21 protein-coding genes and 1 tRNA gene are annotated in these 26,210 nt (G+C 73.0%); 9 read left to right on the plus strand and 13 right to left on the minus strand.

Annotated elements, in window-relative coordinates; translation table 11 throughout:
• Positions 1-40 precede the first annotated feature (40 nt).
• The 3 genes from ACFY29_RS06605 to ACFY29_RS06615 all read right to left on the minus strand — a co-directional run bounded on the left by ACFY29_RS06605 (position 41) and on the right by ACFY29_RS06615 (position 3,475).
• Complete coding sequence (locus ACFY29_RS06605; RefSeq protein WP_328418798.1) at positions 41-1,192, minus strand: branched-chain amino acid ABC transporter substrate-binding protein; 1,152 nt, start codon at positions 1,190-1,192, stop codon at positions 41-43.
• A 366-nt stretch (positions 1,193-1,558) separates the two neighbouring features.
• Positions 1,559-2,758: a hypothetical protein gene (locus tag ACFY29_RS06610; RefSeq protein ID WP_386983933.1), complete on the minus strand. Its 1,200-nt coding sequence runs from the start codon at positions 2,756-2,758 to the stop codon at positions 1,559-1,561.
• Positions 2,759-2,854: 96 nt separating this feature from the next.
• The gene (locus ACFY29_RS06615) at positions 2,855-3,475 is read right to left on the minus strand and encodes an ANTAR domain-containing response regulator (RefSeq protein ID WP_089019813.1); all 621 of its coding nucleotides are present in this window, start codon (positions 3,473-3,475) and stop codon (positions 2,855-2,857) included.
• 82 nt (positions 3,476-3,557) lie between these two features.
• Between ACFY29_RS06615 and ACFY29_RS06620 the strand changes: the two genes are divergently transcribed.
• Both ACFY29_RS06620 and ACFY29_RS06625 read left to right on the plus strand, forming a co-directional pair.
• Positions 3,558-3,640: transfer RNA gene (locus tag ACFY29_RS06620), tRNA-Leu, on the plus strand.
• A gap of 190 nt (positions 3,641-3,830) precedes the next feature.
• The gene (locus ACFY29_RS06625) at positions 3,831-4,481 is read left to right on the plus strand and encodes an NAD-dependent epimerase/dehydratase family protein (RefSeq protein WP_386983934.1); all 651 of its coding nucleotides are present in this window, start codon (positions 3,831-3,833) and stop codon (positions 4,479-4,481) included.
• A gap of 18 nt (positions 4,482-4,499) precedes the next feature.
• Here the strand turns inward: ACFY29_RS06625 and ACFY29_RS06630 are convergent, their stop codons facing one another.
• Positions 4,500-5,678 carry a trans-sulfuration enzyme family protein gene (locus ACFY29_RS06630; RefSeq protein ID WP_386983936.1) on the minus strand — a complete coding sequence of 393 codons (1,179 nt, stop codon included), beginning with the start codon at positions 5,676-5,678 and terminating at the stop codon, positions 4,500-4,502.
• A gap of 83 nt (positions 5,679-5,761) precedes the next feature.
• Here ACFY29_RS06630 and ACFY29_RS06635 point away from each other — a divergent pair, with 83 nt between their 5' ends.
• Both ACFY29_RS06635 and ACFY29_RS06640 read left to right on the plus strand, forming a co-directional pair.
• Positions 5,762-6,241 carry an Lrp/AsnC family transcriptional regulator gene (locus ACFY29_RS06635; RefSeq protein ID WP_386983938.1) on the plus strand — a complete coding sequence of 160 codons (480 nt, stop codon included), beginning with the start codon at positions 5,762-5,764 and terminating at the stop codon, positions 6,239-6,241.
• Between the two features lie 80 nt (positions 6,242-6,321).
• Complete coding sequence (locus tag ACFY29_RS06640) at positions 6,322-7,332, plus strand: LLM class flavin-dependent oxidoreductase (RefSeq protein ID WP_328418803.1); 1,011 nt, start codon at positions 6,322-6,324, stop codon at positions 7,330-7,332.
• Positions 7,333-7,531: 199 nt separating this feature from the next.
• Here ACFY29_RS06640 and ACFY29_RS06645 read toward each other — a convergent pair whose 3' ends face one another.
• Entirely contained in the window at positions 7,532-9,784 is a 2,253-nt protein-coding gene (locus ACFY29_RS06645) for a cellulose binding domain-containing protein (RefSeq protein ID WP_386983940.1), read from the minus strand.
• Positions 9,785-10,039: 255 nt separating this feature from the next.
• Between ACFY29_RS06645 and ACFY29_RS06650 the strand changes: the two genes are divergently transcribed.
• The gene (locus tag ACFY29_RS06650) at positions 10,040-11,476 is read left to right on the plus strand and encodes a pyridoxal-dependent decarboxylase (protein ID WP_386983942.1); all 1,437 of its coding nucleotides are present in this window, start codon (positions 10,040-10,042) and stop codon (positions 11,474-11,476) included.
• 190 nt (positions 11,477-11,666) lie between these two features.
• On the opposite strand, the gene ACFY29_RS06655 is transcribed toward ACFY29_RS06650, so the two are convergent.
• Together ACFY29_RS06655 and ACFY29_RS06660 are read right to left on the minus strand one after the other, a co-directional pair.
• Positions 11,667-12,620 (minus strand): sulfite exporter TauE/SafE family protein, encoded by a 954-nt coding sequence (locus ACFY29_RS06655; RefSeq protein ID WP_386983945.1) that lies wholly within the window; start codon positions 12,618-12,620, stop codon positions 11,667-11,669.
• Between the two features lie 176 nt (positions 12,621-12,796).
• Entirely contained in the window at positions 12,797-13,261 is a 465-nt protein-coding gene (locus ACFY29_RS06660) for an RrF2 family transcriptional regulator (protein WP_386983947.1), read from the minus strand.
• Positions 13,262-13,531: 270 nt separating this feature from the next.
• On the opposite strand from ACFY29_RS06660, the gene ACFY29_RS06665 reads away from it, so the two are divergent.
• A complete protein-coding gene (locus ACFY29_RS06665) occupies positions 13,532-14,200 on the plus strand; it encodes a YceI family protein (protein ID WP_355609693.1) in 669 nt (222 codons plus the stop codon).
• 76 nt (positions 14,201-14,276) lie between these two features.
• Here the strand turns inward: ACFY29_RS06665 and ACFY29_RS06670 are convergent, their stop codons facing one another.
• From ACFY29_RS06670 to ACFY29_RS06685, 4 genes are all read right to left on the minus strand, one after another.
• A complete protein-coding gene (locus tag ACFY29_RS06670; protein ID WP_328418808.1) occupies positions 14,277-15,161 on the minus strand; it encodes an acyl-CoA thioesterase II in 885 nt (294 codons plus the stop codon).
• The gene (gene pyk, locus ACFY29_RS06675) at positions 15,158-16,606 is read right to left on the minus strand and encodes a pyruvate kinase (protein ID WP_386983950.1); all 1,449 of its coding nucleotides are present in this window, start codon (positions 16,604-16,606) and stop codon (positions 15,158-15,160) included. Before pyk ends, ACFY29_RS06670 begins: the two co-directional genes overlap by 4 nt.
• A 199-nt stretch (positions 16,607-16,805) precedes the next feature.
• Positions 16,806-18,188 (minus strand): FAD-binding oxidoreductase, encoded by a 1,383-nt coding sequence (locus tag ACFY29_RS06680; protein ID WP_386983952.1) that lies wholly within the window; start codon positions 18,186-18,188, stop codon positions 16,806-16,808.
• A 132-nt stretch (positions 18,189-18,320) separates the two neighbouring features.
• Positions 18,321-18,686, minus strand: coding sequence for a YciI family protein (locus ACFY29_RS06685; RefSeq protein WP_328418811.1), 366 nt, complete (start codon positions 18,684-18,686; stop codon positions 18,321-18,323).
• Positions 18,687-18,954: 268 nt separating this feature from the next.
• Here ACFY29_RS06685 and ACFY29_RS06690 point away from each other — a divergent pair, with 268 nt between their 5' ends.
• Together ACFY29_RS06690 and ACFY29_RS06695 are read left to right on the plus strand one after the other, a co-directional pair.
• Positions 18,955-19,275 (plus strand): hypothetical protein, encoded by a 321-nt coding sequence (locus ACFY29_RS06690; protein WP_386983954.1) that lies wholly within the window; start codon positions 18,955-18,957, stop codon positions 19,273-19,275.
• On the plus strand, positions 19,272-19,766 hold the full coding sequence (locus tag ACFY29_RS06695; RefSeq protein ID WP_355609684.1) for a hypothetical protein: 495 nt from the start codon (positions 19,272-19,274) through the stop codon (positions 19,764-19,766). The genes ACFY29_RS06690 and ACFY29_RS06695 overlap by 4 nt, the downstream gene beginning before the upstream one ends.
• A 39-nt stretch (positions 19,767-19,805) precedes the next feature.
• Here the strand turns inward: ACFY29_RS06695 and ACFY29_RS06700 are convergent, their stop codons facing one another.
• A complete protein-coding gene (locus ACFY29_RS06700) occupies positions 19,806-24,035 on the minus strand; it encodes a CHAT domain-containing protein (RefSeq protein ID WP_386983956.1) in 4,230 nt (1,409 codons plus the stop codon).
• Between the two features lie 209 nt (positions 24,036-24,244).
• Between ACFY29_RS06700 and ACFY29_RS06705 the strand changes: the two genes are divergently transcribed.
• On the plus strand, positions 24,245-25,117 hold the full coding sequence (locus ACFY29_RS06705) for an aldo/keto reductase (RefSeq protein WP_328418815.1): 873 nt from the start codon (positions 24,245-24,247) through the stop codon (positions 25,115-25,117).
• 81 nt (positions 25,118-25,198) lie between these two features.
• Here the strand turns inward: ACFY29_RS06705 and ACFY29_RS06710 are convergent, their stop codons facing one another.
• Positions 25,199-25,987 carry an esterase/lipase family protein gene (locus ACFY29_RS06710; protein WP_386983959.1) on the minus strand — a complete coding sequence of 263 codons (789 nt, stop codon included), beginning with the start codon at positions 25,985-25,987 and terminating at the stop codon, positions 25,199-25,201.
• Positions 25,988-26,210 lie beyond the last annotated feature (223 nt).

Raw genomic sequence — 26,210 nt, forward strand, 5'->3', positions numbered from 1 at the left:
CCGGGGTGAGACACCCCGGCCGCACTCCAGTGCCTGGGCGTCAGCTGAGCTTGAGCTCCTGCAGCGGCTCGATAGCCGTGCCCTTGATCTGGTAGGCCCAGATGACGACCTTCGACGGGTCGACGTCACCCTTGGCATCGAACTTGATGTACTTCGACACGCCCTGCTTGTCGTACGCCTTCACGTACGCCAGGATGTCGGCCCGGCTCTTCTTGCCGTCCTTGAAGGCGTCCAGGTAGACCTTGGCGCCGTCGAAGCCCTCTGCACCGTAGGAGCCCGGCGCGATGCCGTACTCCTTCTGGTAGTCGGCGGAGAAGGTGCCGCCGGCCTTGTCAGCCGGGAGGCACGGGCAGGTGATGATCGCGCCCTCGGCACCGCCGGAGGCACCCGCCGGGAACGCCGGGTCGTAGAGACCGTCCGGGCCGACGAACTTGGCCTGGACACCGGCAGCGCGCATCTGCTTCACCAGCGGAGCGGCCTCACGGGTGTAACCGCCGTAGAAGACGAAGTCCGCCTGCGCAGACTTGATCTTGGAGATGGTGGCGTCGAACTGCGCCTGCCGCTCCTGGATCTTGTCCTTGTTCACCACCAGCGGGCCGAGCTGCTTGCCCAGCTCCTCGGTGATGCCCGCGCCGTACGCGCTGGCGTCATCGACGAGGAAGACCTTCTGCGCGCTCTGCGTCTTCAGGTAGCTCGCCACCGCACCGGCCTGCGTGCCGTCGTTGCCGACGACGCGGTAGAAGGACGTGTTGCCCTTCTGGGTCAGGTCCGTCCGGGTCGCCGACGGGCTGATCATCGCCAGGCCCGCGGCCTGGTAGATCGGCATCGTGGCGTCCGACTCACCGGAGAAGTGACCACCGATGACACCGAGGAACGAGTTGTCCCCAGCGATCTGGTTCGCGAACGGGGTCGCCACCGCGGGGTCACCCTGGGTGTCGAACTCCTGCATGGTGACCTTGCAGTTCGGGTTCGCCTCGTTGAACTGCTTCACGGCGAGCTTCGCGCCGTTCAGCGACGGGATCACCAGACCCGCGTTGTCACCCGTGAACGCGCCGAAGATCGCGATCTTGCCACCGCAGTCACCTGACGCGGTCCCATCATCGCCTCCACCGGAATCCTGGCAACCAGCCGCGACCACTAGGGTCGCGGCGAGCGCAACGGTACCCAGCGCCCGTACATAGCTTCGCCTCACGGCTTCCTGACCTCCTCCAGATGCGGACGCGGCTGACCCGAAACGACGGCGACAGCAGCAGGCCCGCAATTCCACCCACCCCGCAGGGACTTCCCCTGCGTTACGGCTCGTGATGGCGGAGCGTACCGACACGGCACACCGTCCCGGAAGGCCTGAACGGGGGGTCTGCGAAACCGTTACGAAGACGAGCGCAATCTTGTCGATGTCCGTAACAGGTGAATCCGCCGGTCGGTCCTTAAGCCGGCGTCCGGTCGGAGCTCACCCGCACCCGCCCGGACCGGGATCCCCCTGGCGAAAGGCCCCCTGACCTGCGGAAACGGCTCGGCACATCCCACCCGGGGCAGAGCGCCGCGCGACCACCGGTGCTCAGGCGCCCACGCCGGCCGCCGACCACAACCCCGCCCGCGTGCCGTCGTCCGCCGCCAACCACCACCGGTCGCCCACCGCCACCAGCGCCACGTCCCGATCGACCCCCGCCGACACATCAAGCGGCATCGCGGCCTCCCGCCACGACCCGCCACGATCGGCCGAGACCCACACCGAGTGCCGCGCACCGTCGGTCACGGCGACGACCAGCCGATCCCCGGCGGCGACCAGCGAGGCCACCCCGGGCACCCCGGCCCCGGCCCGCCGGCCGAACGTCCCGGCGGCCACCCAGCCCGACGCCTCCTGCCGCCACGCGCCGAACGTCGCCCCGCGCAGCCCGACCGCCACCGGCACCCCGCCGACGAGCGTCACCCGCTGCATCTCCTCGTACTCCGGGCCGCCCGGCAGCACCGTGCGCCGCCACGACCGCCCGTCCGGCGACGACCAGACCGCCGGATCCCGGTCGATCCGGCCGGCCGGCAGCAGGCCACCCACCGCCAGCCAGCCCGGCGGCGCCGCCACGGCGTCGAACGCCCAGGTCACCCCGACCGGGTCGCTGGCCAGCTCCGGTGCGCCCTCCACCAGTGCGAACTCCGCCGCGTCCGGCGAGGACACCCAGGAGGCCGCGCCCGCCGAGCGATTGCCGACGATCAGCCAGCCCGGGGCGCCAGCCGCCAACCGGGACACGTTGACCGCCGTCGGCCCGCCGAACGTCTCGAACGACGCCTGCACCTCGACCAGCGTGCCGTCGGGCAACTGCCGCCAGGTGCTGATCCGCGGATAGCCGTGCGCCCCACCGGTCTTGGCGCCGATCACCGCCGCCCTCCCGTCGCGGCAGGCCACCGACGAGAGCACGTTCTGCCGGCCGTAGAAGGAATCAGCGCGCACCGGCACGACCGTCCAGGTCGTACCGTCCACGCTGGTCCAGGCCGCCGGGCGGGTGCCGCCAGCGGCGTCGACGACACCACCGACCAGGAACCAACGGCCCGCGCAGGCCGCCGCGTCGCGGAGCAGCAGGCGGCCCTCGCCACCCGGCGGCGCCGGCACCGTCAGAGGCTGCCACCCCGGCCGGAGCACCGGCGCGGCGGCGGTCGGCCCCACGCCGGTCGACGTCTCGGCGGCCGGATCGGCGGGCCCGTCGCAGCCGGAGAGCAGCAGCACGAAGAGACCGAACACCGCGATGACCCGTCGGACGGACACGCCTCGATGTTATGCCCCGCAGCCGCCGCGCGGTGGCCCCCGACCTGCCGCACGACCGGAACCGATCCGACGGGGCAGTCGGGAAGCGGACGCCGATCAGACGGTCGGCTGCGCCACCTCGCCGCCAGCGGTCTCGGCGAGGATCCGCTCGGCGACCTCCTTCATGGTCATCCGGTGGTCCATCGCCGTGCGCTGGATCCACTTGAACGCCTGCGGTTCGGTCATCCCGTACGTGGTCATCAGCGCACCCTTGGCGCGCTCCACCGTCTTGCGGATCTCCAGGCGGTCGGTCAGGCCGGCGACCTCCGCCTCCAGCGCGGCGACCTCCGAGTAGCGCGACAGCGCGATCTCCACCGCCGGGACCAGGTCGCTCTTCTGGAAGGGCTTCACCAGGTACGCCATCGCGCCCGCCGCCCGCGCGCGCTCGACCAGGTCACGCTGGCTGAACGCGGTCAGGATGATCACCGGGGCGATCCGGGCGCCGGCGATCCGCTCGGCGGCGGCCAGCCCATCCATGATCGGCATCTTGATGTCGAGGATGACCAGGTCGGGCTTCAACTCCTCGGCGAGGCGGACGGCGGTCTCGCCGTCGCCGGCCTCGCCCACCACCTCGTAGCCCTCCTCGACCAGCATCTCGGCGAGGTCCAGCCGGATCAGCGCCTCGTCCTCGGCGATCAGCACCCGCCTGCGCTCGGCATCCGTCGGCGTCTCGGCCACCAGCCCTACCCCCACCATCGTTCCTGCACGGCTACCACCCATGCTCCCGCAGAAGCGTAGTCGGGTACAGTAAGCGGCACTCGCCGGGATGGTGGAACGGCATACACGGAAGTCTCAAACACTTCTGCCCGAAAGGGCTTGCGGGTTCGAATCCCGCTCCCGGCACCCACCTCAGACGCGGGCTCGAGCCCGCGTCCACCGCGCTCGCCGCCACCGCATCCGGTCGGCAGCACGCGTACTCTCATCCGTTGCTTCCGCCGATCGCACGGTGTCGACAATCCGACGGACCCCGCCGCCTACGGCTGGCCCGACCGGACCGGCCGGGCGACGAGATCGACGACAGGGGTGCGAACTGATGCGGGTGGTCATCTTCGGCGCGACCGGCATGGTCGGTCAGGGCGTGCTGCGCGAGTGCCTGCTCGCCGAGGACGTGCGGGAGGTGCTGACCGTCGGCCGGAAGCCGACCGGGCAGCGGCATCCGAAGCTGCGCGAGCTCGTCGTCGCCGACGTCGGCGAGCTGGACGCGGTGCGCGCCGAACTGACCGGCGTCGACGCCTGCTTCTACTGCCTCGGCGTCTCCTCGTTGGGCCTCGACGAGGCCGCGTACACCAAGATCAGCTATGACTATCCGCTCGCGGCGGCGCGGCTGCTGGCGGAGGTGAGCCCGAGCGTCACCTTCGTCTACGTCTCCGGCGTCGGCACCGACTCCACCGGGCGGGGCCGGGTGATGTGGGCGCGGGTCAAGGGCCGCACCGAGAACGCGCTCCGCGATCTCCTGCCCAACGGCTACGCGGCCCGGCCGGGCTTCATCCAGCCGACGCACGGCGCCGTGTCACGGACGCGCTGGTACCGCGTGCTCTACGCGGTGACCAGCCCGCTGTTCCCGGTGGTGAGCCGGCTCTTCCCGAACCAGGTGACCAGCACCGACCGACTCGGCCAGGCAATGCTGCGGGTGGCCCGGGAGGGCTCGCCCCGGCGGGTGCTGGCCGGCAAGGACCTGGCCTGAGCCGACCGGCCCGGCCGGTCAGCAGAGGATGTCGAGCGCCTGGGCGAGGTCAGCGCGCAGGTCCTCGGTGTCCTCCAGCCCGACCGAGAGGCGCAGCAGACCGCCGACGGGCTTCGCGTCGCCCTCGACCGGCCGGTGGGTGAGCGAGGCGGGGTGCTGGATCAGGGTGTCCACGCCGCCGAGGGACACCGCGTGGGTGATCAGCCGGCAGGCGCCGGCGACGGCGGCCGCGGCGGGTGCGCCGCCGCGTACCTCGAAGGCGAGCAGGCTGCCGGGGCCGGCCATCTGCCGGCCGACCAACGCCGCCGGGTCGTGCACCGACGGGTGGTACACGCGATGTACGGCCGGGTGGTCGGTGAGCCAGCCGGCGAGCTTCTCGGCGTTGGCCTGCTGGGCGCGGACGCGCAGCGGCAGGGTCTGCAGCCCGCGGTGCAACAGGTAGCCGCCGAGCGGGTGCAGGATCGCGCCGGTGACCGCGCGGACCTGGCGCAGCCGGGCGCCCCACTCCGCGTCGCAGGCGACGACGCCGGCGAGCACGTCGCCGTGCCCGCCGATGCTCTTGGTGGCGCTGTGCAGCACGAGGGCGGCACCGTGCCGGGCCGGCTGTTGCAGCACGGGGGTGGCGACCGTGTTGTCGACCAGCAGCGGGACGTCCCCGGCGGCGGTGGCGACGGCGGCGATGTCCACCAGGTCGAGGGTGGGGTTGGCGGGCGTCTCGACGATGACCAGCGCGGTGTCCGGACGGACGGCGGCGGCGACCTCGTCGGGGCGGGCCCAACTGACGGTGGTGCCGAGCAGCCCGGTGGCCAGCACGTGGTCGGTGCCGCCGTACAGCGGTCGGACGGCGACGACGTGCCGACGGCCGTCCCGGCCGGCGGCGAGCAGGGCGGCGGTGAGGGCGGCCATGCCGCTGGCGAAGGCGACGGCCTGCGCGGTGCCCTCCAGCTCGGCGAGGGCGGTCTCGAAGCGGGCCACGGTGGGGTTCCACAGCCGCTGGTAGACGGAGCCGCCCTCGGCTGGGCGAAGGCCGCCGGTGGCGAGCTGCTCGTAGGCGTTCCCGCCGTCCTCGACCGAGGGCAGCGGGTTGGTGGTGGACAGGTCGATCGGCGGTACGTGCACGCCGAGCGTCCGTAGGTCGTCGCGGCCGGCGTGCACGGCCCGGGTGTCCACCGTCGTCATGGCGGTAGCGTCGAACATCCGCCAACTAATGAGCAATAGCCTGGAACATAATTCTGTCCGGTGGTCTGGTTTTGCTGACAGATTCGGGCGAGGATGGCGGGATGCCCCCTGAGCCGAACGATGTGCGGTCCCACCCAAGCCTGGACGAGGTGGACCGCGCGATCCTCACCGAGTTGGCCGCGGATGGCCGGCTACCGAACAACGCCCTCGCCGAGCGGGTGGGGGTGGCGCCGTCGACCTGCCTGACCCGCACCCGGGCACTGCGCGACCGCGGCGCGATCCGCGGCTTCCACGCCGAGGTGGATCCGGCCGCGCTCGGTCTGCCGTTGCAGGCGCTGGTGTCGGTACGGCTGACCGCGCACGAGCGGGCGGCGGTCGACGCGTTCCGGGCCCGGTCGGTGCGGCTGCCCGGGGTGGTGTCGGTGTTCCACGTCGCCGGCGCGGAGGACTACGTGCTGCATGTGCGGGCCGCGTCCGGGGACGCGCTGCGCGACTTCGTGCTGGACCACCTCGCCGTCGATCCGGTGGTGCAGCACACCCAGACCAGCCTGATCTTCGAGCAGGCCCGCGGGATGGGCTGAGCAGCGGCAGGGGCGGTGAATAACCCGACGGATGCCGGCCAAGCGGAACAAAATCGGTCGCCGACGGGTTGGTTGACCCTGTGATCACCGTACCGTTGTCTGTTCTTGATCTTGCCCCGGTCGCCAAGGGCACCACCGCTGGCGCGGCACTGCGGGCCACCACCGAGCTGGCCCGCCGCACCGAGGAGCTGGGCTACCACCGGTTCTGGGTGGCCGAGCACCACAACATGCCGGCGATCGCCAGCTCCGCCCCCGCGGTGCTGCTCGCCCACCTGGCCGCGAACACCTCCACGATCCGGCTCGGGTCGGGCGGGGTGATGCTGCCCAACCACGCGCCGCTGGTGGTGGCCGAGCAGTTCGGCACCCTGGAGGCGCTGCACCCCGGCCGGATCGACCTCGGGATCGGCCGGGCGCCGGGCACCGACCAGGTGACCGCGCTGGCCCTGCGCCGCACCATGGAAGGGCTCTCGGCCGAGGGCTTCCCGCGCGAGCTGAACGACCTGATGAACTACTTCAGCGGAGAGCGGCCCGGGCAGATCATCGCCACCCCCGGGCACGGTGAGCAGCCGGCGGTCTGGCTGCTCGGCTCCAGCGGCTTCAGCGCCCAACTGGCCGGCCTGCTCGGCCTGCCGTTCTCCTTCGCGCACCACTTCAGCTCGGCGAACACGCTGCCGGCGCTCGCGCTCTATCGGCAGAACTTCCGGCCCTCCCAGTGGCTGGACAAGCCGTACGCGATGGTGGCGGTCAACGCCGTCTGCGCGGAGACCGACGAGCGGGCAGAGTGGCTGGCCGGGCCGAGCGCCCTGTCGTTCCTGAAGCTGCGCTCCGGCCGGCCGGAACCCCTCTCCACGCCCGAGGAGGCGGCGGCCTACCCGTACACCGAGATCGAGCGGGAGTTCGTGCTGCAGCGCCGCGACGGTCAGGCGATGGGCTCGCCGGAGACCGTCCGGCGACAGCTGACCGAGTTGCAGGAACGCACCGGTGCGGACGAGCTGATGCTGACCACGCTCGTCTACGACGTGCAGGACCGGGTGCGCTCGTACGAGCTGATCGCCGAGCAGGTGGCGGGCGGTCTACGCCGGGAGGCGTGAAACACGATCTTCATGTCAGCGTCACCGCCCCGACCCGGACGGTGCCTAACGTTGGTGCCGGTGGTGGTACGGCATTTCCGGTCGGGACGGGTCGGGAATGCCGCGGTGTGGCGCACCGGGCCGGAGCTGAGCGGATTCCGCGGCTGCGGCCCGGTGCCTGCCACCCTGGGCGACCCCGCTCGGGGCCGCCAGGATCAGATCAGCGTAGGTAGATGTTCGGGGTGGGCGGGTTGGCCATTCCGTCGCCGATAAAGAACCCCGGGTGCGGCGGCTGGTTGTAGGCGGTGTTCTGCCAGGCGATCGCCACCCGATACTGCGGGTCGTGCATCAGGGTGTGGATCCGAGTGCTGGTCGGGGTGGGCGTGCTGTAGATGCGCAACGCCCGGCTGTCGGTGGTCCGCCAGATCACCTCCTCGCGCCAGTCGCCCAGGATGTCTCCGGAGAGCGCCGGCGTGGACTTGGTGCCGTTGTTGGACGCCACGTCGCTGCCGGTGAGCAGCCGGGTCTCACCGCCGGTGCCGTACTTGTCGATCTTCGTGCCGTCGAGCAGCTCACGCACCGGGTCACCATCCCACCAGGCGAGGAAGTTGGCCGACGACGGCTTACGGCCGACGTTCTGCCCCCTGGTGTTGGCCAGCCCGGTGACCGCGGACGACCACGACTCCGCGCCGGGGCTGCCCGCCCAGACGTCCGCCGAGACTCCCCGACCGTTGTCGCCCGAGGCCGGCGTGGACCAGAGGATCTGACCGGTACGCGCATCGGCGAACCAGGAACCGGGCTTGCTGGCATCCTCGTCGACCTTGAACACCTCCAGGCCGGAGCGGCTCGGGTCGAGGTCGCCGACGTGCAGCGCGTCGCCGTGCCCGTTGCCCGTCGAGTAGAGCAGCCGACCGTTGTCGTCGATGGTGGCGGCGCCGTAGACGATCTCCTGGCGACCGTCGCCGTCGACGTCGGCGACGGAGAGTTGATGGTTGCCCTGACCGGCCGCGGCGCCGTTGCCGGAGGCGTTCGAGTCGAACGTCCAGCGCTTGCGCAGCGTGCCGTCGCGGAAGTCCCAGGCCGCGACCACCGCCCGGGTGTAGTAGCCCCGGGCCATGATCAGGGAGGGGCGCTGCCCGTCCAGGTACGCGGTGCCGGCCAGGAACCGGTCCACCCGGTTGCCGTACGAGTCACCCCAGGACGACACGGTGCCGCGCGGCGGGTCGTAGGTGACGGTGGACAGCACGGCGCCGGTCTGCCCGTCGAACATGGTCAGGTACTCCGGGCCGGCCAGCACGTAGCCGCTGGAGTTGCGGTGGTCCGCCGAGGCGGACCCGATCACCTGGCCGGTGCCGGAGCGGGTGCCGTCGGCGGTCTTCATGGCCACCTCGGCGCGCCCGTCGCCGTCGTAGTCGTACACCTGGAACTGGGTGTAGTGGGCGCCGGCGCGGATGTTGCGGCCCAGGTCGACGCGCCACAACCGAGCCCCGGCAAGGGTGTACGCGTCCACGTAGACGACGCCCGTGTAGCCGGACTGGGAGTTGTCCTTGGCGTTCGACGGCTCCCACTTGAGCACGATCTCGTAGCTGCCGTCGCCGTCGAGGTCGCCCACGGAGGCGTCGCTGGCGCTGTAGGTGTAGCTCTCCCCGCTGGGGGTGCTGCCGCCCGGCGGAACCTGCAACGGCACGTCCAGGTAGCCGGCGCCGAACTGGAGGGAGGGCGCCGACGCGGCCTGCTCGGCACCGCCCACCACGGCGCGGACGGTGTACGCCGAGCCGACCGCCGCGCCGCTGTCGAGGTACGTGGTGGCGCCGGTGATCGGGCTGGCGTTGACCCTGGTGGAGCCCCGGTAGAGGTTGAACGCGACGCCGGAGGTCTCGGTGCCGAGCAGCCGCCAGGAGACCAGGTTGCCGCTGCCGGAGCGGACGCTGATCAGCCCTCGGTCCAGGTCCTCCATCTGCAGCCCGCCCCCGGTGGGCGGCGGAGTGGTCGGGGGCGGCGTGGTCGGCGGCGGGGTGGTCGGCGGCGGGGTAGTGGGCGGCGGGGTGGTCGGACCGTCGGTGGGCGGCGCGCCGGTGCAGGTGGCGCCGTTGAGCGCGAAGCTGGCCGGGCCGGGGTTGCCGCTGGTCCACGAGCCGTTGAAACCGAACGCGACGGTGCCGATGGTGGCGTTGTAGTCGACGTTGCGCGCGGTGACCTGGGCGCCGGACTGGGTGACGGCGGCGTTCCACGCCTGGGTGACCTGCTGGCCGGCGGTGTACGACCAGGTGAGGGACCAGCCGGTGACCGGGTCGCCGAGGTTGGTGACGGTGACGTTGGCGCCGAAGCCGCCCTGCCACTGGTTGGTGACCTGGTAGTCGACCCGGCAGCCGACGGCGGCGGCCGAGGCGACGACCGTACCGAGGGTGGCGGCCACGACGACTGTCACCGTCGTGCCGGCGAGCAGGATCAGACGATGTCTGGACGGGTGCATGAACTGCCTCCGGGGATCCGGTGGGGTGACCGCTGTGGGTCCACCTGCCCTGCCCGGGAAAGCGCGGTGAACTGGTCCGCCGCGACGGCGGCGGGCGGCGACCTGATCGGGGATGAACGCCCTGGAACTCACGGATCCGACTCACCGCGCATCGTAAGGCAAGCGCTTTCCACGGCGCAATATCGATGCCCGTTGCTGTATTGATGGCCCGGTGACGTCTTGCCCCGGCGGACGATGCCTGATCAACTCGTCCGGGTGAGCGCCCCACACATGGATCCTGACGAGTTCCGCCGGGCCGGCCACGCCGTGGTCGACTGGATCGCCGACTACTGGGCCACGCTGGAGCAGCGCCCGGTCACCCCGGCCGACCCGCCGGGCACCGTGGCGGCCGCCCTGCCGGTCGCGCCGCCCACCGCCGGCGAGCCGGTCGAGGCGGTCCTCGCCGACCTGGACGCGATCGTCGTACCGGGGCTGACCCACTGGCAGCACCCGGGCTTCTTCGGCTACTTCCCGGCCAACACCTCCGGCCCGAGCGTGCTCGGCGACCTGGTCAGCTCCGGGCTCGGTGTGCAGGGCATGCTCTGGGCCGCCAGCCCGGCCTGCACCGAGCTGGAGACCGTGATGATGGACTGGCTGGCCCAACTGCTGGACCTGCCGCCACGGTTCCGCTCGACCGGTACCGGTGGCGGGGTGATCCAGGACTCGGCCTCCTCGGCGACCCTGGTGGCCACCCTGGCCGCACTGCACCGGGCCAGCGGGGGCCGCTGGCGCGACACCGGCATCGACCGGCGCTACCGCGCGTACACCTCCACCCACGGGCACTCCTCCATCGAGAAGGCCGTACGGATCGCCGGGCTGGGCGCCGACGGGGTCCGCACGATCGAGGTGGACCCGGACACCCAGGCGCTCCAGCCGGCCGCACTGCGCGCCGCGATCGAAGCCGACCTGGCCACCGGGGACGTGCCCGCCATCGTGGTGGCCACCATCGGCACCACCTCCACCACCGCCGTCGACCCGCTGCCCGAGATCGGCGCGATCTGCGCCGAGTACGGGATCTGGCTGCACGTGGATGCCGCATACGCGGGCGCCGCCGCCGTCTGCCCCGAGCTGCGCTGGTCGCACGCCGGTCTGGAGTACGCCGACTCGTACTGCTTCGACCCGCACAAGTGGCTGCTCACCGGCTTCGACTGCGACGCGTTCTGGGTGGCCGACCGCGCTGAGCTGGTCGAGGCGCTGACCGTGCTGCCGGAGTTCCTGCGCAACGCGGCCAGCGAGTCCGGCGCGGTGATCGACTACCGGGACTGGCAGGTCCCGCTGGGCCGCCGGTTCCGATCCCTGAAGCTGTGGTTCGTGCTGCGCTGGTACGGCGCCGAGGGGCTGCGGGCACACATCCGCTCCGGGGTGGCACTGGCCGCCCGGTTCGCCGACCGGCTCCGGGCCGACGACCGGTTCGAGCTGGCGGCGGCGCACCCGTTCTCGCTGGTCTGCTTCCGGTTGCGCGCCGACGACGACGTCAACGCCGAGCTGCTGGCCCGGATGAACCGCACCGGGCGGGTGCACCTGACGCACACCCGGGTGGCCGGCCGGTACACGCTGCGGCTGGCGGTCGGCTCGCCACAGACCACCGAGCGGCACATCGACGAGGCCTGGACGCTGCTGACCTCCACCACCAACGACCTACTCCCCCACTGACCACCCTCCCGCCCCCCCGCCCCCCGCGCTCCCGCCCCCGCCCCCGCCTCCCGCCTCCCGCGCGTCGATCATGGAGTTGTGGTGCGTCGCAAAGCGGGCAAGTGACGATATTCTGCCCACCACGACTCCATGATCGACGCGGCCATACCCGCCCTCGCCGTGGAGCGCCCGGGCGATGTTGTCGCGAGGTTCAGCGCGTGGTGGGCGTACCCGTTGCGGCCAGGTCGGCCGGGACTGCGCTGGCGGGTGCTGGGGTGGGAGCGACGTCGGTGGCGCGGGCGCGGGTGCGGCGGGTTTGGCGCAGGGCGCGCACGGCGAACACCAGCGCGGCCAGCCAAGCGGCGGTGAGCAGGGCGTAGACCAGGGGCGGCAGCGCGCCGCCCAGGTCGCCCGCGCGGATCAGGGTACGGGCGTTGGTCAGCACGATCACGCCACCGACCGCCGCGCCGAGCAGTTGGGCCGGCACGATGCGCACCAGCCAGGCGGCCAGCGGGGCGGCGATGAGCCCGCCGATGAGCAGCGCGGCCACGGTGGGCAGCAGGAATCCCTCGGTGCCCAGCCCGATGAGGAAGCCGATGCTGGCCGCGCCGGCCACCACGAACTCGGCGGTGTCCACCGAGCCGATCACCTTGCGCGGCTCCAGGCGGCCGGAGACCAGCAGCGCCGGGGTGGCCACCGGGCCCCAGCCCCCACCGCCGGTGGCGTCGACGAAGCCGGCGACCAGGCCGAGGGGGCCGAGGAAGCGCCCGCGCAGCCGCCCGCCGACCCGGTCGGTACGCAGCGGTCGGGCGAAGCGGACCAGCAGGTACGCGCCGAGCGTGAAGAGGATGCCGGCCATCCACGGCGCGGCCGACTCGGTGGAGATCGAACTGAGCAGGGTGGCGCCGGCGAACGCGCCGATCGCGCCGGGCAGCGCGATGCGGGTCACCACCCGCCAGTCGACGTTGCCGAACCGCCAGTGCGCCACCCCGGCGGCGAGCGTGGCGCCGATCTCGGCCAGGTGCACCGACGCGGAGGCGGCGGCCGGGGCGACCCCGACGACCAGCAGCAGGGTGGACGACGTCAGCCCGTACGCCATGCCGAGCGAGCCGTCGACCAACTGCGCGGCAAGCCCGACCAGAGCGAGGACCAGCAGCTTACGCACGAGCGCCCCCTGTCTTTTCGGCATCTCCTATCGACTTGGTCGACAATGCGGCACGGGGTGGCCGGGGTCAAGACCCTGATCGGTGGATGGGATGCCGGCGGTCAGCGTCGGAGCACGGAGGACCGGCCAGGACGGACGGGGTGGGCGGGTGACGTGGCCGGACGGCGGGCCGGCGGTCAGATCCAGGCGCGCGGGTCGGCGACCAGCTCGGTGACCCGTTCGGGCAGCGTGCCCGCGGCCACGTCGGCGACGCTGACCAACTCCAGGATCTCCCGCTCGCTGGCCCGCAACGCGATCCAGACCTCCTGAAGCGCGCGGGCCGGGCCGTGGTAGCCGAGCTGCTCCGGGCGCTGCCCGCGGACGTGCGCGAGCGGCCCGTCGATCACCCGGATCACGTCGGCCAGCGAGATCTCCTCAGCCGGGCGGGCCAGCCAGTAGCCGCCCTCCGGGCCGCGCTGGGCGTGCACGATGCCGCCCCGGCGAAGCTGGAGCAGGATGCTCTCCAGGAACTTCGGCGGGATCTCCTGGGCCCGGGCAAGCTGGTCAGCCGTGACCGGCCGGCCCCGCCCGGGGCCACTGGCCGTCGCGGCGAGCTCGGCGGCCGCGCGGAGGGCGTAGTCAACCCGGGCGGAGAGGCGCATGCCGGCAAGGTTAGCCCGCTGCTCCGCCAACCGGGTGGGCGACCCTGGGCCGATCGGCCACGCATCGACGAAAACCCGGTCTGCTCGGACCCGTCGCCGGAGGCCTTCGAGAATGGTGAAGTGCGTCATGAACCACCGTTAGGTGGGGCCCCGACAGCTGCTCCGGAGCGTCCTTATGCTGGGCGTGAAGTACGACTGTCTGACCGTTTGCGCGGGCCCCGGCAGCATATTGATAAACACCCGGGTACAGCTCGGGGGGAAGGCAAGACGATGACCGATATCGCGACACGCACCTGGGACGGCATGACCATCCCGGTGGCCGGCACCTATCAGCTCGATCAGGCGCACAAGCGGATCGGTTTCCTGTCCCGGCACATGATGGTGAGCCCGGTGCGCGGCGAGTTCGCCAAGGCGACGGCGCAGATCTACGTGGCGGAGGATCCCCTGCTCTCCTCGGTGACCGCAACCATCGAGACGGCGAGCATCACCACCGGGAGCACTGACCGGGACACGCACCTGATGAGTGCCGATTTCCTTGACGTGGAACGCTTTCCCACCCTCGAATATCGAAGCACGGGCATCAACTGGAAGGGTAACGAAGACCCGATCTTCCAGTGGGCCCGGCTGCGAAACCACCGACTCGGCGGAAGAGGCAGAAGTCACAATGTCCCGCCACAGTCCGAACCCGCTCCGGACCGATTCGTCCTCACCGGTGAGTTGACGGTGAAGGGGATCACCCGCGCGGTCGACCTTCAGGTGAATTTCGGTGGCGCCCGTCGCGATCCGTACGGACAGAACATTTTCGGATTCAGCGCGACAGCGGAAATCAACCGCGAGGACTACGGTCTGCTCTGGAACGTCCTGCTCGAAAGTGGCGGAGTTCTGGTGGGAAAGACCGTGCAGATCGAGATCGCCGGCGAGGCCATCCATCAGCCGTGATGGCTCGCCCAGACAGTCGTCCCCGCCAAGACGCACCCAGGTGCAGGTGCATGCCTGGCGGGGATGACCGACAGCCTCACGCGCCGACGCGGCGCAGCAGACCCTCCTGGACGGCGCTGGCGATCTGCGCGCCGTCGGTGGTGAACATCCGGCCGGTGGCCAGCCCGCGCGCTCCGGACGCCGACGGGCTCCAGCAGTCGTAGAGGAACCACTCGTCGGCGCGGAACGGCCGGTGGAACCAGAGCGCGTGGTCGAGGCTCGCGCCGACGACACCGCCCGGCCCCCACACCTCGCCGTGCATGGAGAGCACCGAGTCCAGCAGGGTGAGGTCGGAGGCGTAGGTGAGCGCGCAGGCGTGCAGCAGCGGGTCGTCCGGCAGCTTGCCGTCGATGCGCATCCACACCCTCTGGTGCGGGTCGGCGGGCCGGTCGCCCGGGCGGACCCAGCCGGGCTCACCGACGTAGCGCACGTCGATCGGACGCGGGATCTGACCCCAGATGCCCAGCCGCTCCGGGTAGCGGGCGAGCCGGTCGGACATCGTCGGCACGTCCTGCGGCGCGGGCACGTCCAGCGGAGACGTGGCCTGGTGATCCAGACCCTCCTCGGCCCGCTGGAAGGACGCCGACATGAAGAAGATCGGCTTGTCGTGCTGGAGCGCGACCGCGCGGCGGACCGAGAACGACCGACCGTCGCGGATGTTCTCCACCTGGTACTCGATCGGCTCGACCGGGTCGCCGGGGCGGACGAAGTAGCCGTGCAACGAGTGCACGAACCGCTCCGGGTCGACCGTACGGCCGGCGGCGACCAGGGCCTGGCCCGCGACCTGGCCGCCGTACACCCGCTGCGGGCCGACCGGGGGGCTCATCCCCCGGAAGGTCATCTCCCCGATCGGGTCGAGGTCCAGCACTTCCAGCAGCTGGTCCACCGCCGCCTGGCCGACCGCGACCGGGTTGTCGCTCACTGCAGCGCCCGCGCCGACGCCGCGTCGACCAGTGAGCCGAGCTGGTGTACGCGCAGCGTGTTGGTCGAGCCGGGAGTGCCGGGCGGGCTGCCCGCCACGATCACCACGTAGTCACCCGGGTTGGCCCGGTTGAGACCGAGCAGCGCCTGGTCGACCTGACGGAACATGTCATCAGTGTGCTGCACGAACGGCATCAGGAAGGTCTCCACGCCCCAGGTCAGGGCGAGCTGGTCGCGCACCTCGGGGACCGGGGTGAAGGCCAGCAGCGGCAGGTCGCAGTGCAGCCGGGACAGCCGCCGGACGGTGTCACCGGTCTGCGAGAAGGCGACCAGTGCCTTGGCGTTGATGGCCCGGGCGATCGACGAGGCGGCCACGGTGAGCGCGCCACCGTGGGTACGCGGGTCGTGCTGCAACCGGGGCACCCCGATCGAGCCGGACTCGGTGGTCATCACGATCTTGGCCATGGTGCTGACGGTCAGCACGGGGTACTTGCCCACGCTGGTCTCGCCGGAGAGCATCACCGCGTCCGCGCCGTCGAGCACCGCGTTGGCCACGTCGGAGGCCTCTGCCCGGGTGGGGCGGGAATTCTCGATCATGGAGTCGAGCATCTGGGTGGCCACGATGACCGGCTTGGCGTTCTCCCGGCAGAGCTGCACGGCCCGCTTCTGCACCAGCGGAACCTCGTCCAGCGGCATCTCGACACCGAGGTCACCGCGGGCGACCATGACGCCGTCGAAGGCGAGCACGATGGCCTCGAGGTGCTCCACCGCCTCCGGCTTCTCGACCTTGGCCAGCACCGGCCGGAACACGCCCTCCTCGGCCATGATGCCGTGCACGAGCTTGATGTCCTCGGCCGAGCGCACGAAGGAGAGGGCGACCAGGTCGACGCCGAGCGCCAGGGCGAAGCGCAGGTCCTCGGCGTCCTTCTCCGACATGGCGGGCACGCTGACCGCCACGTTGGGCAGCGAGACGCCCTTGTTGTTGGAGACCGGGCCACCCTCGGTGACCAGGCAGCGGATGTCGTTGCCGGTGACGTCGGTGACCTCGACGGCGACCCGGCCGTCGTCGATCAGCAGCCGGTCACCGGGCTTCACCTCCTGCGGCAGCTTGCTGTACGTGCAGGAGACCCGATCCTTGGTGCCGATGATCTCGTCGCCGGTGATCACGACCGAGTCGCCGGTGCGCCACTCGTGCGGGCCGTCGGCGAACCGGCCGAGCCGGATCTTGGGACCCTGAAGATCGGCGAGGACGGCCACCGGCTTACCGGCCGCCTCGGACGCCTCCCGGACCAGTCGGTAGACCGCCTCGTGGTCGGCGTGGCTGCCGTGGCTGAAGTTGAGCCTCGCCACGTTCATGCCGGCCTCGACGAGGCCCCGGATGCGCTCCGGGGACGAGGTGGCGGGACCAAGAGTGCAGACGATCTTCGCGCGGCGTGTCACGCCCATCAGGTTAGTCTCTCCTTCAGGTCGGACCCGGGGCCGACCCCTTGCAGGCAGCGGAACGTGTGTCCAACAACGCGCGGTGCGCGTCGGGCCGGCGGGCAGAACCGCACCGGGAACGTTGTGGCGACGGGCATCGGCGACCGCGCGCCGGGAATCGTACGCCTCCGCTGGCACACACCCTCGGGGTGCTCCCGCCGGCGGCTCACCCGGAGTGCACCGCGGGCGGCAGGGTGGGCACCGCGGTGAGCAGGTCACGCGGGTCGTAGCGCCGCTTGGCCCGGCGCAGTCGCGTCCAGTTCGCGCCGTAGGCCAGCCGGACCCGGTCGGTCTCCTCTGGGGCGAGCAGGTTCGGGTAGCCCCCGGGCAGGGCGTGCGGGGCGAGGGCCGTCGAGGTGCGCTCGGCCCAGTCCCGGTGCGGCCCAGCCGCCCCGCCCGGCGGCCACACCGCGATGATCTCGGTCAGCAGGTGATCGGCGCGCAGGCCGAACGCCGTGTCGGCGAGCCGGACCCGGCTGGCCACGCCGTGGAAGTGGTGCAGGGCCACCGCGGAGAAGGGCGAGCTGACCTTCCGGGCGGCGTCGACCAGCGCGTCCACGGCACCGTCGGCGAGCGTGGGCAGCCAGCGGGTCCGCAGCAGGTAGTGGTTGCCGTCGACCATCCCGCCGTCGAACATCCGCAGCGCGTCCGCGTACGGCAGTGGGCCGACCTGGTCGAGCAGTGGGACGCCCAGCGCCCGCAGCCGGTCCACCCAGGGCCGCCCGAGGTCCAGGTCCGGGCCGCTGTAGAACGGGCAGACGAAGATCACCGGCTCGCCGGCCGGGCCGGGCAGGAAGCCCGCCATCACGGTGAGCTCGTCCGGGGCCTCGGCGAGCAGCGCGGAGTACCCGCGCAGCACGGCCGGCGCCTCGGCCAGCGCGAACATGATCATGCCGGCGAGGACGGCGGGCAGCCGATGTGCCTGGTAGCGCAGCGCGGTGACCACGCCGAAGTTGCCGCCGCCGCCACGCAGCGCCCAGAACAGCTCGGCGTCGTGCCGGGGGTCGGCGGCGACCCGACGGCCGTCGGCGAGAACCACCTCCGCGCCGATCAGGTTGTCCAGGGCCAGGCCGAACCGGCCGCAGAGCGGGCCGTACCCGCCGGCCAGGGTGAGCCCGGCCATGCCCACGTCGCGAACCACTCCGGTGGGCACCACCAGGTCGTACGGGCGGGTGGCGGTCAGCAGGTCGGCGGCGGTGGCGCCGCCGGCCACGGTCACCGTGGCCGCGTCCGGGTCGACCTGGACCGCGCGCAAACCGGTCAGGTCGAGCACCAGCCCGCCGTCACGCAGCGCCCGACCGGCCCAGTCGTGCCCGCCGGAGCGGACCGACACCGGCAGGTGGCACCGGGCGGCGATGCCGACCGCACCGGCCACCTCCTCGGCGTCCAGGCACCGGGCGACCAGCGCGGGCGCGCGGTCCACGGCGGCGTTCCAGAGGCGGGTGGCGGCGGCGAATCCGGGATCTCCCGGCTCGTGGAGCCGGTCACCGAGCAGGGCGCGCAGCCGGGCGGTGGCCGAGGCGACATCGGGGTTGGCGACGGAGCTCATGGCGACTCCTCGACCGGGGCCGGCCGGTGGTGCCGGGTGCACCCCGACGGCGGTCCTCGGTGGGCGCGACCGTAGCACCGGCGGGCGGCCGACCACCGTCACCATCACGACAGCCGCCGATGGATCGACCGGTCAGCTCTGGGTCTTGACCAGCGGGAACTCCAACGAGCCGGCCGGGCAGAGAAAGGTCAGCACGTCGATGCGGTAGAGCCCGGCCTGCACCGCCGGGTCGGCCTCCAGCACGCTGCGGACGTCGTCGACACTGCCGGTGCGGGCCAGCCCGAAGCCGATCGGCGGCTCCGGGTTGCTGGTGGTCCCGTCGATCGAGCCGGCGACCAGGATGATCCCGCGTCGCTGCAACGCCTGCATGTGCTCGGCGTGCTCGGCCTGCAACCGCTGCACGGTCTCGGAGGGCAGGGCCCGTCCGGCCGCGCCGGGATAGAGCACGATGCACTCGTACGTGTCGAGCGCGAAGTCGACCTGCGGCACTCCCGCCATGGGTGCTCCCTCCGCCGTCGGGCCGGGAACGCACCGGCCCGGGCCGGCGTCGCCGGCACGCGCCCAGCGTCGCACGCCGGTGGCGGTCGCACCGGTCGCTCCGCTCAACTGGCCCCGGTCGGACCTCCCGCTGACCGCCGACACGGGTGCTCGGGCTCGCCGCACGCCCCGAACGACCAGTCGCTGGCGGCACTCCGACACGTCGGCCGAACCGGCTGCCGGTACCGGCTACGGTGGACGGTCCGGGCGCGGGCAGGGGGAGGTCGGGATGCGCGACGACGAACCGGCGGCGGGCGTGCTGCCGTACGCCGAGGTCACCGACGAGGCGTACGCGGCGCAGACCGCGGCGAGTTTCACGGTGCGGGAGTTCGAGTTCGCGGTGCTGCTCAGCGGGCGGTGCCCGCGGTGCGACCACACGACCAGCAGCACGGTGGTCGACGAGCTGTACCGGCGGGACACGCCGGCAGCGGCCCAGGACCCCGGCTACCGGACGGTGCTCTGCGAGTGCGAGACCGACCACCCCGCGCGCCCCGCCGGGCTGCGCGGCTGCGGCGCGTACTGGACGTTGCGGCTGGAGGTCGAGGCGTGATCCGGCTCCGCCCGGGGCCGCCCGCGACCGTCGCCGACCTGCACCGGGCGCAGCAGTTGGCCGGGCTGCTGCGCGGCGAACTGGAGCGGGTCCGCGCTGCGGCGGTGGCCTGGCGCAACGGGCTCGGCGGGCTGCTGGTGGCACTGTTCGGGTTCAGTTTGATCCGGGGCCGCACCGACGTCACCACGCTCGCGTCGGGGTGGGGCGCGCTGGTGGGCATCCTGCTGCTCGCCGCGCTGGTGGCGGGCGTGGGCGGGGCGCTAGCGCTGCTGCGCGCGGCGCACGGACGGCTGGCGGTGACCCCGGTGGCGACGCTCCCACCGGCCCCGCTCGGCGACCATCTGGAGGCGATGGCGGCGGTCCGGTCGCTGCGGACCGGGGTGCGGCTGGTGCTGCTCTGCACCGCGCTGCTGGTCGCCGCGGTGGGGGTGACCTGGTACGCGCCCGCCAGCCAGGCACCGCCCGCCGCCGTCTCTGCGGGCCAGAGGTAAGGACGGCTCCTGGAGGGCTCTTCCTGACGTCTGAGCTGGTCAGGGGCCCAGGTGGGCGTAGCTCGCCCAGGTGTCGGGCCGGTCGGGTAGGGCGGCGCGGAGCCGGCGGACGGCCTCGTGCAGAGCCACCGCCGCCCGGTCCGGGGCGATTCCGCCGGGCACCGCCAGGCCGGCGTACAGGTCGGCGCAGAGTCGCACGGTCAGCGCGTCCGAGATGGACCAGAGCGCGCCGATGACGTGCCGGAACCCGGCGAGCTGGAACGCGGTGCCGAGGGTGAGCGCCTCGTCGGGCAGGGCCGCTCCGCCGCGCACCGTCTCGCACGCGGACAGGACGGCCAGCGCGGCCGGGCTGCCGGCGGGCCGCCACAGGTCCCGCACGTGCAGCGGGCCGCCGGCCAGCGCGAGGCGACCCCAGGCCGGGGCGCCCAGATCCTGGGTGCCGTGACAGGACAGGTGGGCGATCGGCTGGCCGGGCAGCGCGGCGAGCACCGCCGCCGGGGTGGCCGCCGGGCCAAGCAGTGAGCGGACCCGCGGCAGGTGCCGGCGGACGATCTCCACCTCCTGGTCGACGCCGGGCAGGTCGGACAGGCCGGGGGTCTGCGGCATGCCGACGACCAGCGCCGAGTCGACCGGCTCGGGCCGGGCCGGGACGCCGCGCCGGGCGTGCGCCAGCGCCCGCAGCGACGCGGTGTACGACGAGACCACCCGGTCCAGCACCCCGTTACCACCGTCGAGGGGGCCGGCCGCGTGCAACGGCAGCAGGGTGAGCAGCCCGGTCGGGCACCACCACAGTCGTGGCCAGTCCGCCCCGGCCTCCGGTACGGGTCCGTCCGGGTCGGCGGCCGCCGAGCCGGACGGTGCCGGGGCGGGGGTGGCCGCGTCGAGCACCGGTGCGGCGGCGACCCGCCACAGCCAGTCCAGCGTCTGGCCGACCTCGGTCCGTGCCGCCGCCCGGCGGCGCTGCACCGCCGGCTCCGGGCCGTCCGGCGTCGCCGCCCCGGTGAGCACCGCGATCGCGGTCAGGAAACCGGCCGTCCGGGCGAGCAGGTCGGCCAGGGTCAGCCCGGGCAGCGGCACCACGGTGACCTGGCCGTCGGCGACCACCAGTGCGTCGCAGCGCCGGCTGGCGACGTTGACCAGCACCACCGGGCCACCGACAGCGGCCCGGGCCAGGGCGGCGAACGGCGGCGGGCGGAGGAAGTCGGCGAAGGCGGGTTGGTCGCGGATCACGGCGAGCAGGTCGCGGCGGCGCATGGCGAGGTCGTACCGCTGCTCCGGGGTCGGCCCAGCCCCGGCCGTCGACGCCGAACCCTCGGCGGACGCCACGCCACTCCCCCACCCAGCCGGCGACAGCACCCCACCCGGGGGCACCGCGTCGACCGACGACACCGGGCCGGCCGACACACGGCTGCTCGGACCGTCGATGGCGGCGGGCGGCAGCGCGGTGAAGCCGTCGAGGGCGGCCTGAAGGTCAACGAGGCGGGCCGCCAGCCGTGGGGCCCGCGTGCGCAGCGCGGCCAGGTCGGCGCTCGCGTCGTGTGCCCGGGTCAGCAGGACGCCGCGGCCGTACTCCAGCAGCTCGACGGCGCGTTCCGGGCGGTCGAGGTCGATGGCGACCGCCGCCGCGTCGCTGGCCAGCCCGGGGAACAGCCCGAGCAGGCGGGTTTGGTCGTCGGAGTCCATGCCGTGCCAGGCCACCAGGTCGATCAGCTGGATCGCGGTGGCGTACCCGTCGAGCGCGGCCGGCAGGTCGCCGGCCGCCGCGGCGTGTTCCGCGTACCGGCTGGCGGCACTCGCCCGGAGCAGCGACGGCGCGGACTCCACCGCTGCGGCGGCGTGGAGCGCGGCGGTCGCCTCGGCCAGTGCGGCCGAATCACCGGCGGCAGCAGCGGCGACAGCAGAGTCGGCGACGGCGACGGCGGCGGGGCCGGTCACCGGGTCGTCGGCGGAGGACGCGACCGCCTCCAGGGCGGTGGCCAGGTTGCTCAGGCACATGGTGCGGGCGGGATGCTCGGCCGGCAGCTCCTCGACCGCTCCCCGGTAGGCCGCGAGCATGGCGGTGGCGTCCGCGTCGTCCCGGCCGGCCTGGTAGCGCAACACCAGCGCGTTACCGAGGTTGGTGAGGACCCGGTACCGCTCCCCGTCGACCGATGGCGGGCGCTCGCTCAGCTGCTGCAGCAGCCGGATCGCCTCGTCCAGGGCGGTCGGGTTGTCGTGCAGACGGTGTCGCAGCAGGTGGGCCAGGGCGAGGGTGGCGAGCGCCTGGACGTACTCGGCCGGCTCGGCCTCCCGCTCGGCCAGCTCCGCCGCCTCGCGGAGCGCGGTCACCGCGGCCTCGGAGTCTCGGGCGACGCCGGCCGCGACCTGGTCGGCGGGCTCGCCACCGGCGGGCAGCGCGCCGTCCAGGGCGAGCTCCACCCGGCGGTTCAACGCGGAGCCGTAGTTGGTCAACGCCGGCAGCCGGTCGGGGTGCCCGGGCGGCGCGATCTCGGTCACCTGCGCCAGCACCTGGATCGCCTCGGTCAGGGTGGCCAGGTCCTGGGTGGAGGCGAACAGGGCCTGCAACACCAGGCCCAGGTTCGAGCGGTACCGGGGCAGCAGGACGGCGTCCGGCGCGACGGCGGCGACCGCGGCCCGCAGCGCCACGGCGGCCGGCTCCAGCAGCGCCGGTTCCCCCGCCAGGTCGGACAGCTCGCGCAGGGTGTTGCCCAGGTTGTTGAGCACCTGATGGTGCAGCGGGTCGGTACGGGGAACCAGCGACTCCGCCTCGGTGAGCGCCTCCCGGGCGGCCCGCAGCGCGGTCACCCCGCCCAGGTCGGCGTACCCCCGGCCCAGCGCGTAGCCGAGGTCGGCGAGGCGGCGGGCCCGCTGACCCGGTTCCCTGGCGACGGTGACCGCGTCGCGCAGCAGCCGCACCGCCTCGGTGATGTCCTCGGTCCGCCGCCGCTGCTCGTACCGGCTCACCAGCAGGCCGCCCACCGCACGCCGGATCTCGGCCGGATCCAAGCCGCCGTGTGGCGAACCGGAACCGGCGGCCGCCCGGTACGCCTCGATCGCCGCGTCGAGGTCGGCCGGGTCGGCGTCGGCCTGGTGCCGCTCGGCGAGCAGGGTCGCCAGGCCGGCCTGTGCGGTGCCGGCCAGGTCCGGTTCGAGCCCGCCGAACCCGGTCAGCGCCACCCGGTACGCCTCGATCCCGGCATCCCGGTCGGCCGGCGCCTGGTCACGCAGGAACCGTTCGGCGAGCGCCGTGCCGTGCAGCGCGGCGACCCGGGGATCGCCGCCGGCTCGGGCCGCGGCGAACGTGTCGACCGCCTCGTCGAGGTCGGCCGGTCGGCTCCGCAGCCGCCACCGGTCCCGCAGCCGCTGCCCGAGGTTGGCCCGCGCCATGGCACGCACCGACGGGCTGACGCCGGCGGCCCGGGCGGCGTCGCGCAGCAGCGTGATCGACTCGTCCAGGTCCGCCGGCGCGCCGTCGACCTCGTACCGGTCGCCGAGCACGTTGCCGAGGTTGAACAGCCGGGTCGGACGTTCCGGGTCACCGGCCGGGGTGGATTCCAGGCTCTCCCGGTGCGCCTCGATCGCGGGCGGCAGGGCACTCCGCCGGCCGAGGTGCCGGAACTGGTCGCGGTGCACCTTGCCGAGGGCGGACAGGTAGTGCAGCCGCTCCGGCTCGCCCGCTGGTGTGCCGTCCACCGCTCGTTGCAGCAGCGCCGCCGCCCGGTCGGCAACCCGGTAGTCGCGGTTGGTCTCCGCGCCGCCCATCAGCATGACGGCCTCGAGGAACAGCGCGCCGGCCTCGCCGGAGGCCGACCCGGCCGTACGCCCGCTGCGACCGGGACCCGCGCCCCGGTCGGAACGGGTCGGCGCGGACGTCGGCCCGCCGGGGCCGCGCTGGTCGGGGACCCGGCCGGTGTCCGACGGCGGTCGGTGCGCATGCAGCAGCGCCAGCAGCGACGGCGGTACCAGCTGCGGGGCGATGCGCAGCAGGATCTCGGTGAGCGTGACCGCCCGGCCGAGATCGTCGGCGTCCTCACCGGGCGGCAGCAGTTGGTAGCGGTACCAGTGCAGACAGGCGAGCAGGAAGAGGCCCTCGACGACCGACTCCGACAGCGACCCGTCGGGGGGCGTGGAGGTCACCAGCTCCTTGACCGCCTCGGCGTCGCGCATGGCCCCGGAGTCGAGCACCGCGCGAGCGTCCCTGGTCGTGCCGAAGCGGTCCAGCCGCGCCCGCAGCCGATCCACCGGGTCCGACCTGAACCGTCGCCACATCGTGCCTCCCCCGACCGGCCACACCGATTGGGATCAGGCGTAGCAGACCGGACACGGTGGGCGCTAGCGGTAAGGCGACGCGGATCCGGCCGTGCCGTGTCGCCGCACACAGTCGGCCGACACCCGGTATGACGGTCCGATTCCGGGGGATGATCACCTGGTGGTGGAGGTTTCATCCCGCCGCGACGACAACGATTGGAGATCCGCGTATGGCGACCGACATCAGCAAGCAGCCCGCGAAGGCTTCCGGCACGTACCGGATCGGGGGCGACGTCACCGTCAACCGGCTCGGCTACGGGGCCATGCAGATCACCGGGCCGGGCGTCTGGGGAGACCCGAAGGACCCGGCCGAGGCGCTCCGGGTGCTGCGCCGGGCGGTGGAGCTGGGCGTGACCTTCATCGACACCGCCGACTCGTACGGCCCGTTCGTCTCCGAGCTGCTGATCCGCGAGGCCCTGCACCCGTACGCCGATGATCTGGTCATCGCGACCAAGGGTGGGTTCACCCGGGCCGGGCCGGGCGACTGGCGCGTGGTGGGCCGCCCGGAGTACCTGCGCCAGCAGTGCGAGCTGAGCCTGCGTCACCTCGGCCTGGACACCATCCCGCTCTACCAGCTGCACCGGATCGACCCGCAGGTGCCACTCGCCGACCAGTTGGGCGAGCTGGCGCTGTTGCAGCAGGAGGGCAAGATCCAGCACATCGGACTGTCCGAGGTGAGCGTCGCGCAGATCGAGGAGTCCCGCGCGATCACCACCATCGCGTCGGTGCAGAACCTGTACAACCTCGCGAACCGCAGCGCCGAGGACGTGCTGGAGTACTGCGAGCGCAACGACATCGCGTTCATCCCGTGGTTCCCGATCGCCACCGGTGAGCTGGCCCGCCCGGGCGGCCCGCTGGACGCGATCTCCTCCGCGCACGGCGCGACGCCCGCGCAGCTCGCGCTGGCCTGGCTGCTGCGCCGGTCGCCGGTGATGCTGCCGATCCCCGGTACGTCCTCGGTGGCGCACCTGGAGGAGAACGTGGCCGCGGGCGACGTGCGGCTCACCGATGACGAGTTCGAGGCGCTGGCCAAGGCGAGCTGAAAACCCGACCGACGCCGCCGGCTCAGCCGGTGGCGTGCGGCGCGCGGGTGGTCCCGGCCGGGGCCACCCGCGCGGACCGGGTCAGAGCGCGAGGCAGTTGGGTCGCACCGGGCCGTCGGCCAGGGCGCCGCGCACGATGGTGTACGAGGTGCCGTCGAGCACCAACCCGAGGTGCCCGACCACCCGCACCGGGCAGTACGCCTGGATCAGCACGTTGGTCGCGCCGTCGTTGACGGCGGCGTTCCCGGTCGGCCGGACCAGCTCGTCCTGCAGCGTGCGAATGGTGGTGTAGCGCACCGCGCCCGGGGTGTCGTCGCCGGCGTTGAGGTCGGCGAGGAAGGCCGAGCCGATGGTCATCTGCTGGCAGGCCACGACGCCGGCGCAGCTGCCGAGGCCCAGGAACGCCAGGATGTTCGCCACGTAGGTGCCGTACTGCGGCGAGCCCAGGCTGACGTACCGGCCGACGTTGGCGGTGCCGCCGAGCCGCTTGAGGTAGTAGCGGGCGACGAGGCCGCCCTCGGAGTGACCCACGACGTCCACGGCGGCCGCGCCGGTGCTGGCGCGTACCTGGCCGACGTAGGTGGCGAACGCCCGGGCGGAGGTGGGGATGTCGCCGAAGCCCAGCCCGGGGAGTTGGTAGATGAAGGTCCGGTAGCCGTCGGCGCGCAGTCGGGCGGCGATCGGCTCGTACGCGACGGCGACGCCGGTGAGCCCGCCGACCACGATGACGGGGTTGGCCGCCGCGGCGGCGGCAACCGGGGCGGCCGCGGGTGCGGCGGGTTCAGCGGTGGCGGCGGTGGCCGTGGCGGTGGTGGCGAGCAGGGCGGCGGTGGCGAGGGCCAGGACGAGGGCGGTCTTTCGGAGCAGCATGGCTGCACCTCCGGAGGGAGGCACCCGGCGAGCCGGGCAGGTGGGTGGGGGTGTCCGATCGACCGTGCGACGATGATGCGCGCAACAATTTGGAAACGTCAATGACTTGTTACGCGCCGGTAACCCGTTGTTCCGGCGGGGGCGCAAACCGGCAAATCGGCGGACTCCACATCGGACCCCCGGCCGGCCGCGCGTACCCCGGCTCGGAACGGCGGATGGCATG

This window comes from Micromonospora sp. NPDC000668, assembly GCF_042897975.1.
GTDB lineage: Bacteria > Actinomycetota > Actinomycetes > Mycobacteriales > Micromonosporaceae > Micromonospora.

Bases quoted from the DNA above. Each gene is read 5' to 3' on its own strand.
- ACFY29_RS06625 (WP_386983934.1), top strand. From the start codon at position 3,831: ATGCGGGTGGTCATCTTCGGCGCGACCGGCATGGTCGGTCAGGGCGTG.
- ACFY29_RS06630 (WP_386983936.1), bottom strand. From the start codon at position 5,678: ATGTTCGACGCTACCGCCATGACGACGGTGGACACCCGGGCCGTGCAC.
- ACFY29_RS06635 (WP_386983938.1), top strand. From the start codon at position 5,762: ATGCCCCCTGAGCCGAACGATGTGCGGTCCCACCCAAGCCTGGACGAG.
- ACFY29_RS06645 (WP_386983940.1), bottom strand. From the start codon at position 9,784: ATGCACCCGTCCAGACATCGTCTGATCCTGCTCGCCGGCACGACGGTG.
- ACFY29_RS06660 (WP_386983947.1), bottom strand. From the start codon at position 13,261: ATGCGCCTCTCCGCCCGGGTTGACTACGCCCTCCGCGCGGCCGCCGAG.
- ACFY29_RS06665 (WP_355609693.1), top strand. From the start codon at position 13,532: ATGACCGATATCGCGACACGCACCTGGGACGGCATGACCATCCCGGTG.
- pyk (WP_386983950.1), bottom strand. From the start codon at position 16,606: ATGGGCGTGACACGCCGCGCGAAGATCGTCTGCACTCTTGGTCCCGCC.
- ACFY29_RS06680 (WP_386983952.1), bottom strand. From the start codon at position 18,188: ATGAGCTCCGTCGCCAACCCCGATGTCGCCTCGGCCACCGCCCGGCTG.
- ACFY29_RS06685 (WP_328418811.1), bottom strand. From the start codon at position 18,686: ATGGCGGGAGTGCCGCAGGTCGACTTCGCGCTCGACACGTACGAGTGC.
- ACFY29_RS06690 (WP_386983954.1), top strand. From the start codon at position 18,955: ATGCGCGACGACGAACCGGCGGCGGGCGTGCTGCCGTACGCCGAGGTC.
- ACFY29_RS06700 (WP_386983956.1), bottom strand. From the start codon at position 24,035: ATGTGGCGACGGTTCAGGTCGGACCCGGTGGATCGGCTGCGGGCGCGG.
- ACFY29_RS06705 (WP_328418815.1), top strand. From the start codon at position 24,245: ATGGCGACCGACATCAGCAAGCAGCCCGCGAAGGCTTCCGGCACGTAC.
- ACFY29_RS06710 (WP_386983959.1), bottom strand. From the start codon at position 25,987: ATGCTGCTCCGAAAGACCGCCCTCGTCCTGGCCCTCGCCACCGCCGCC.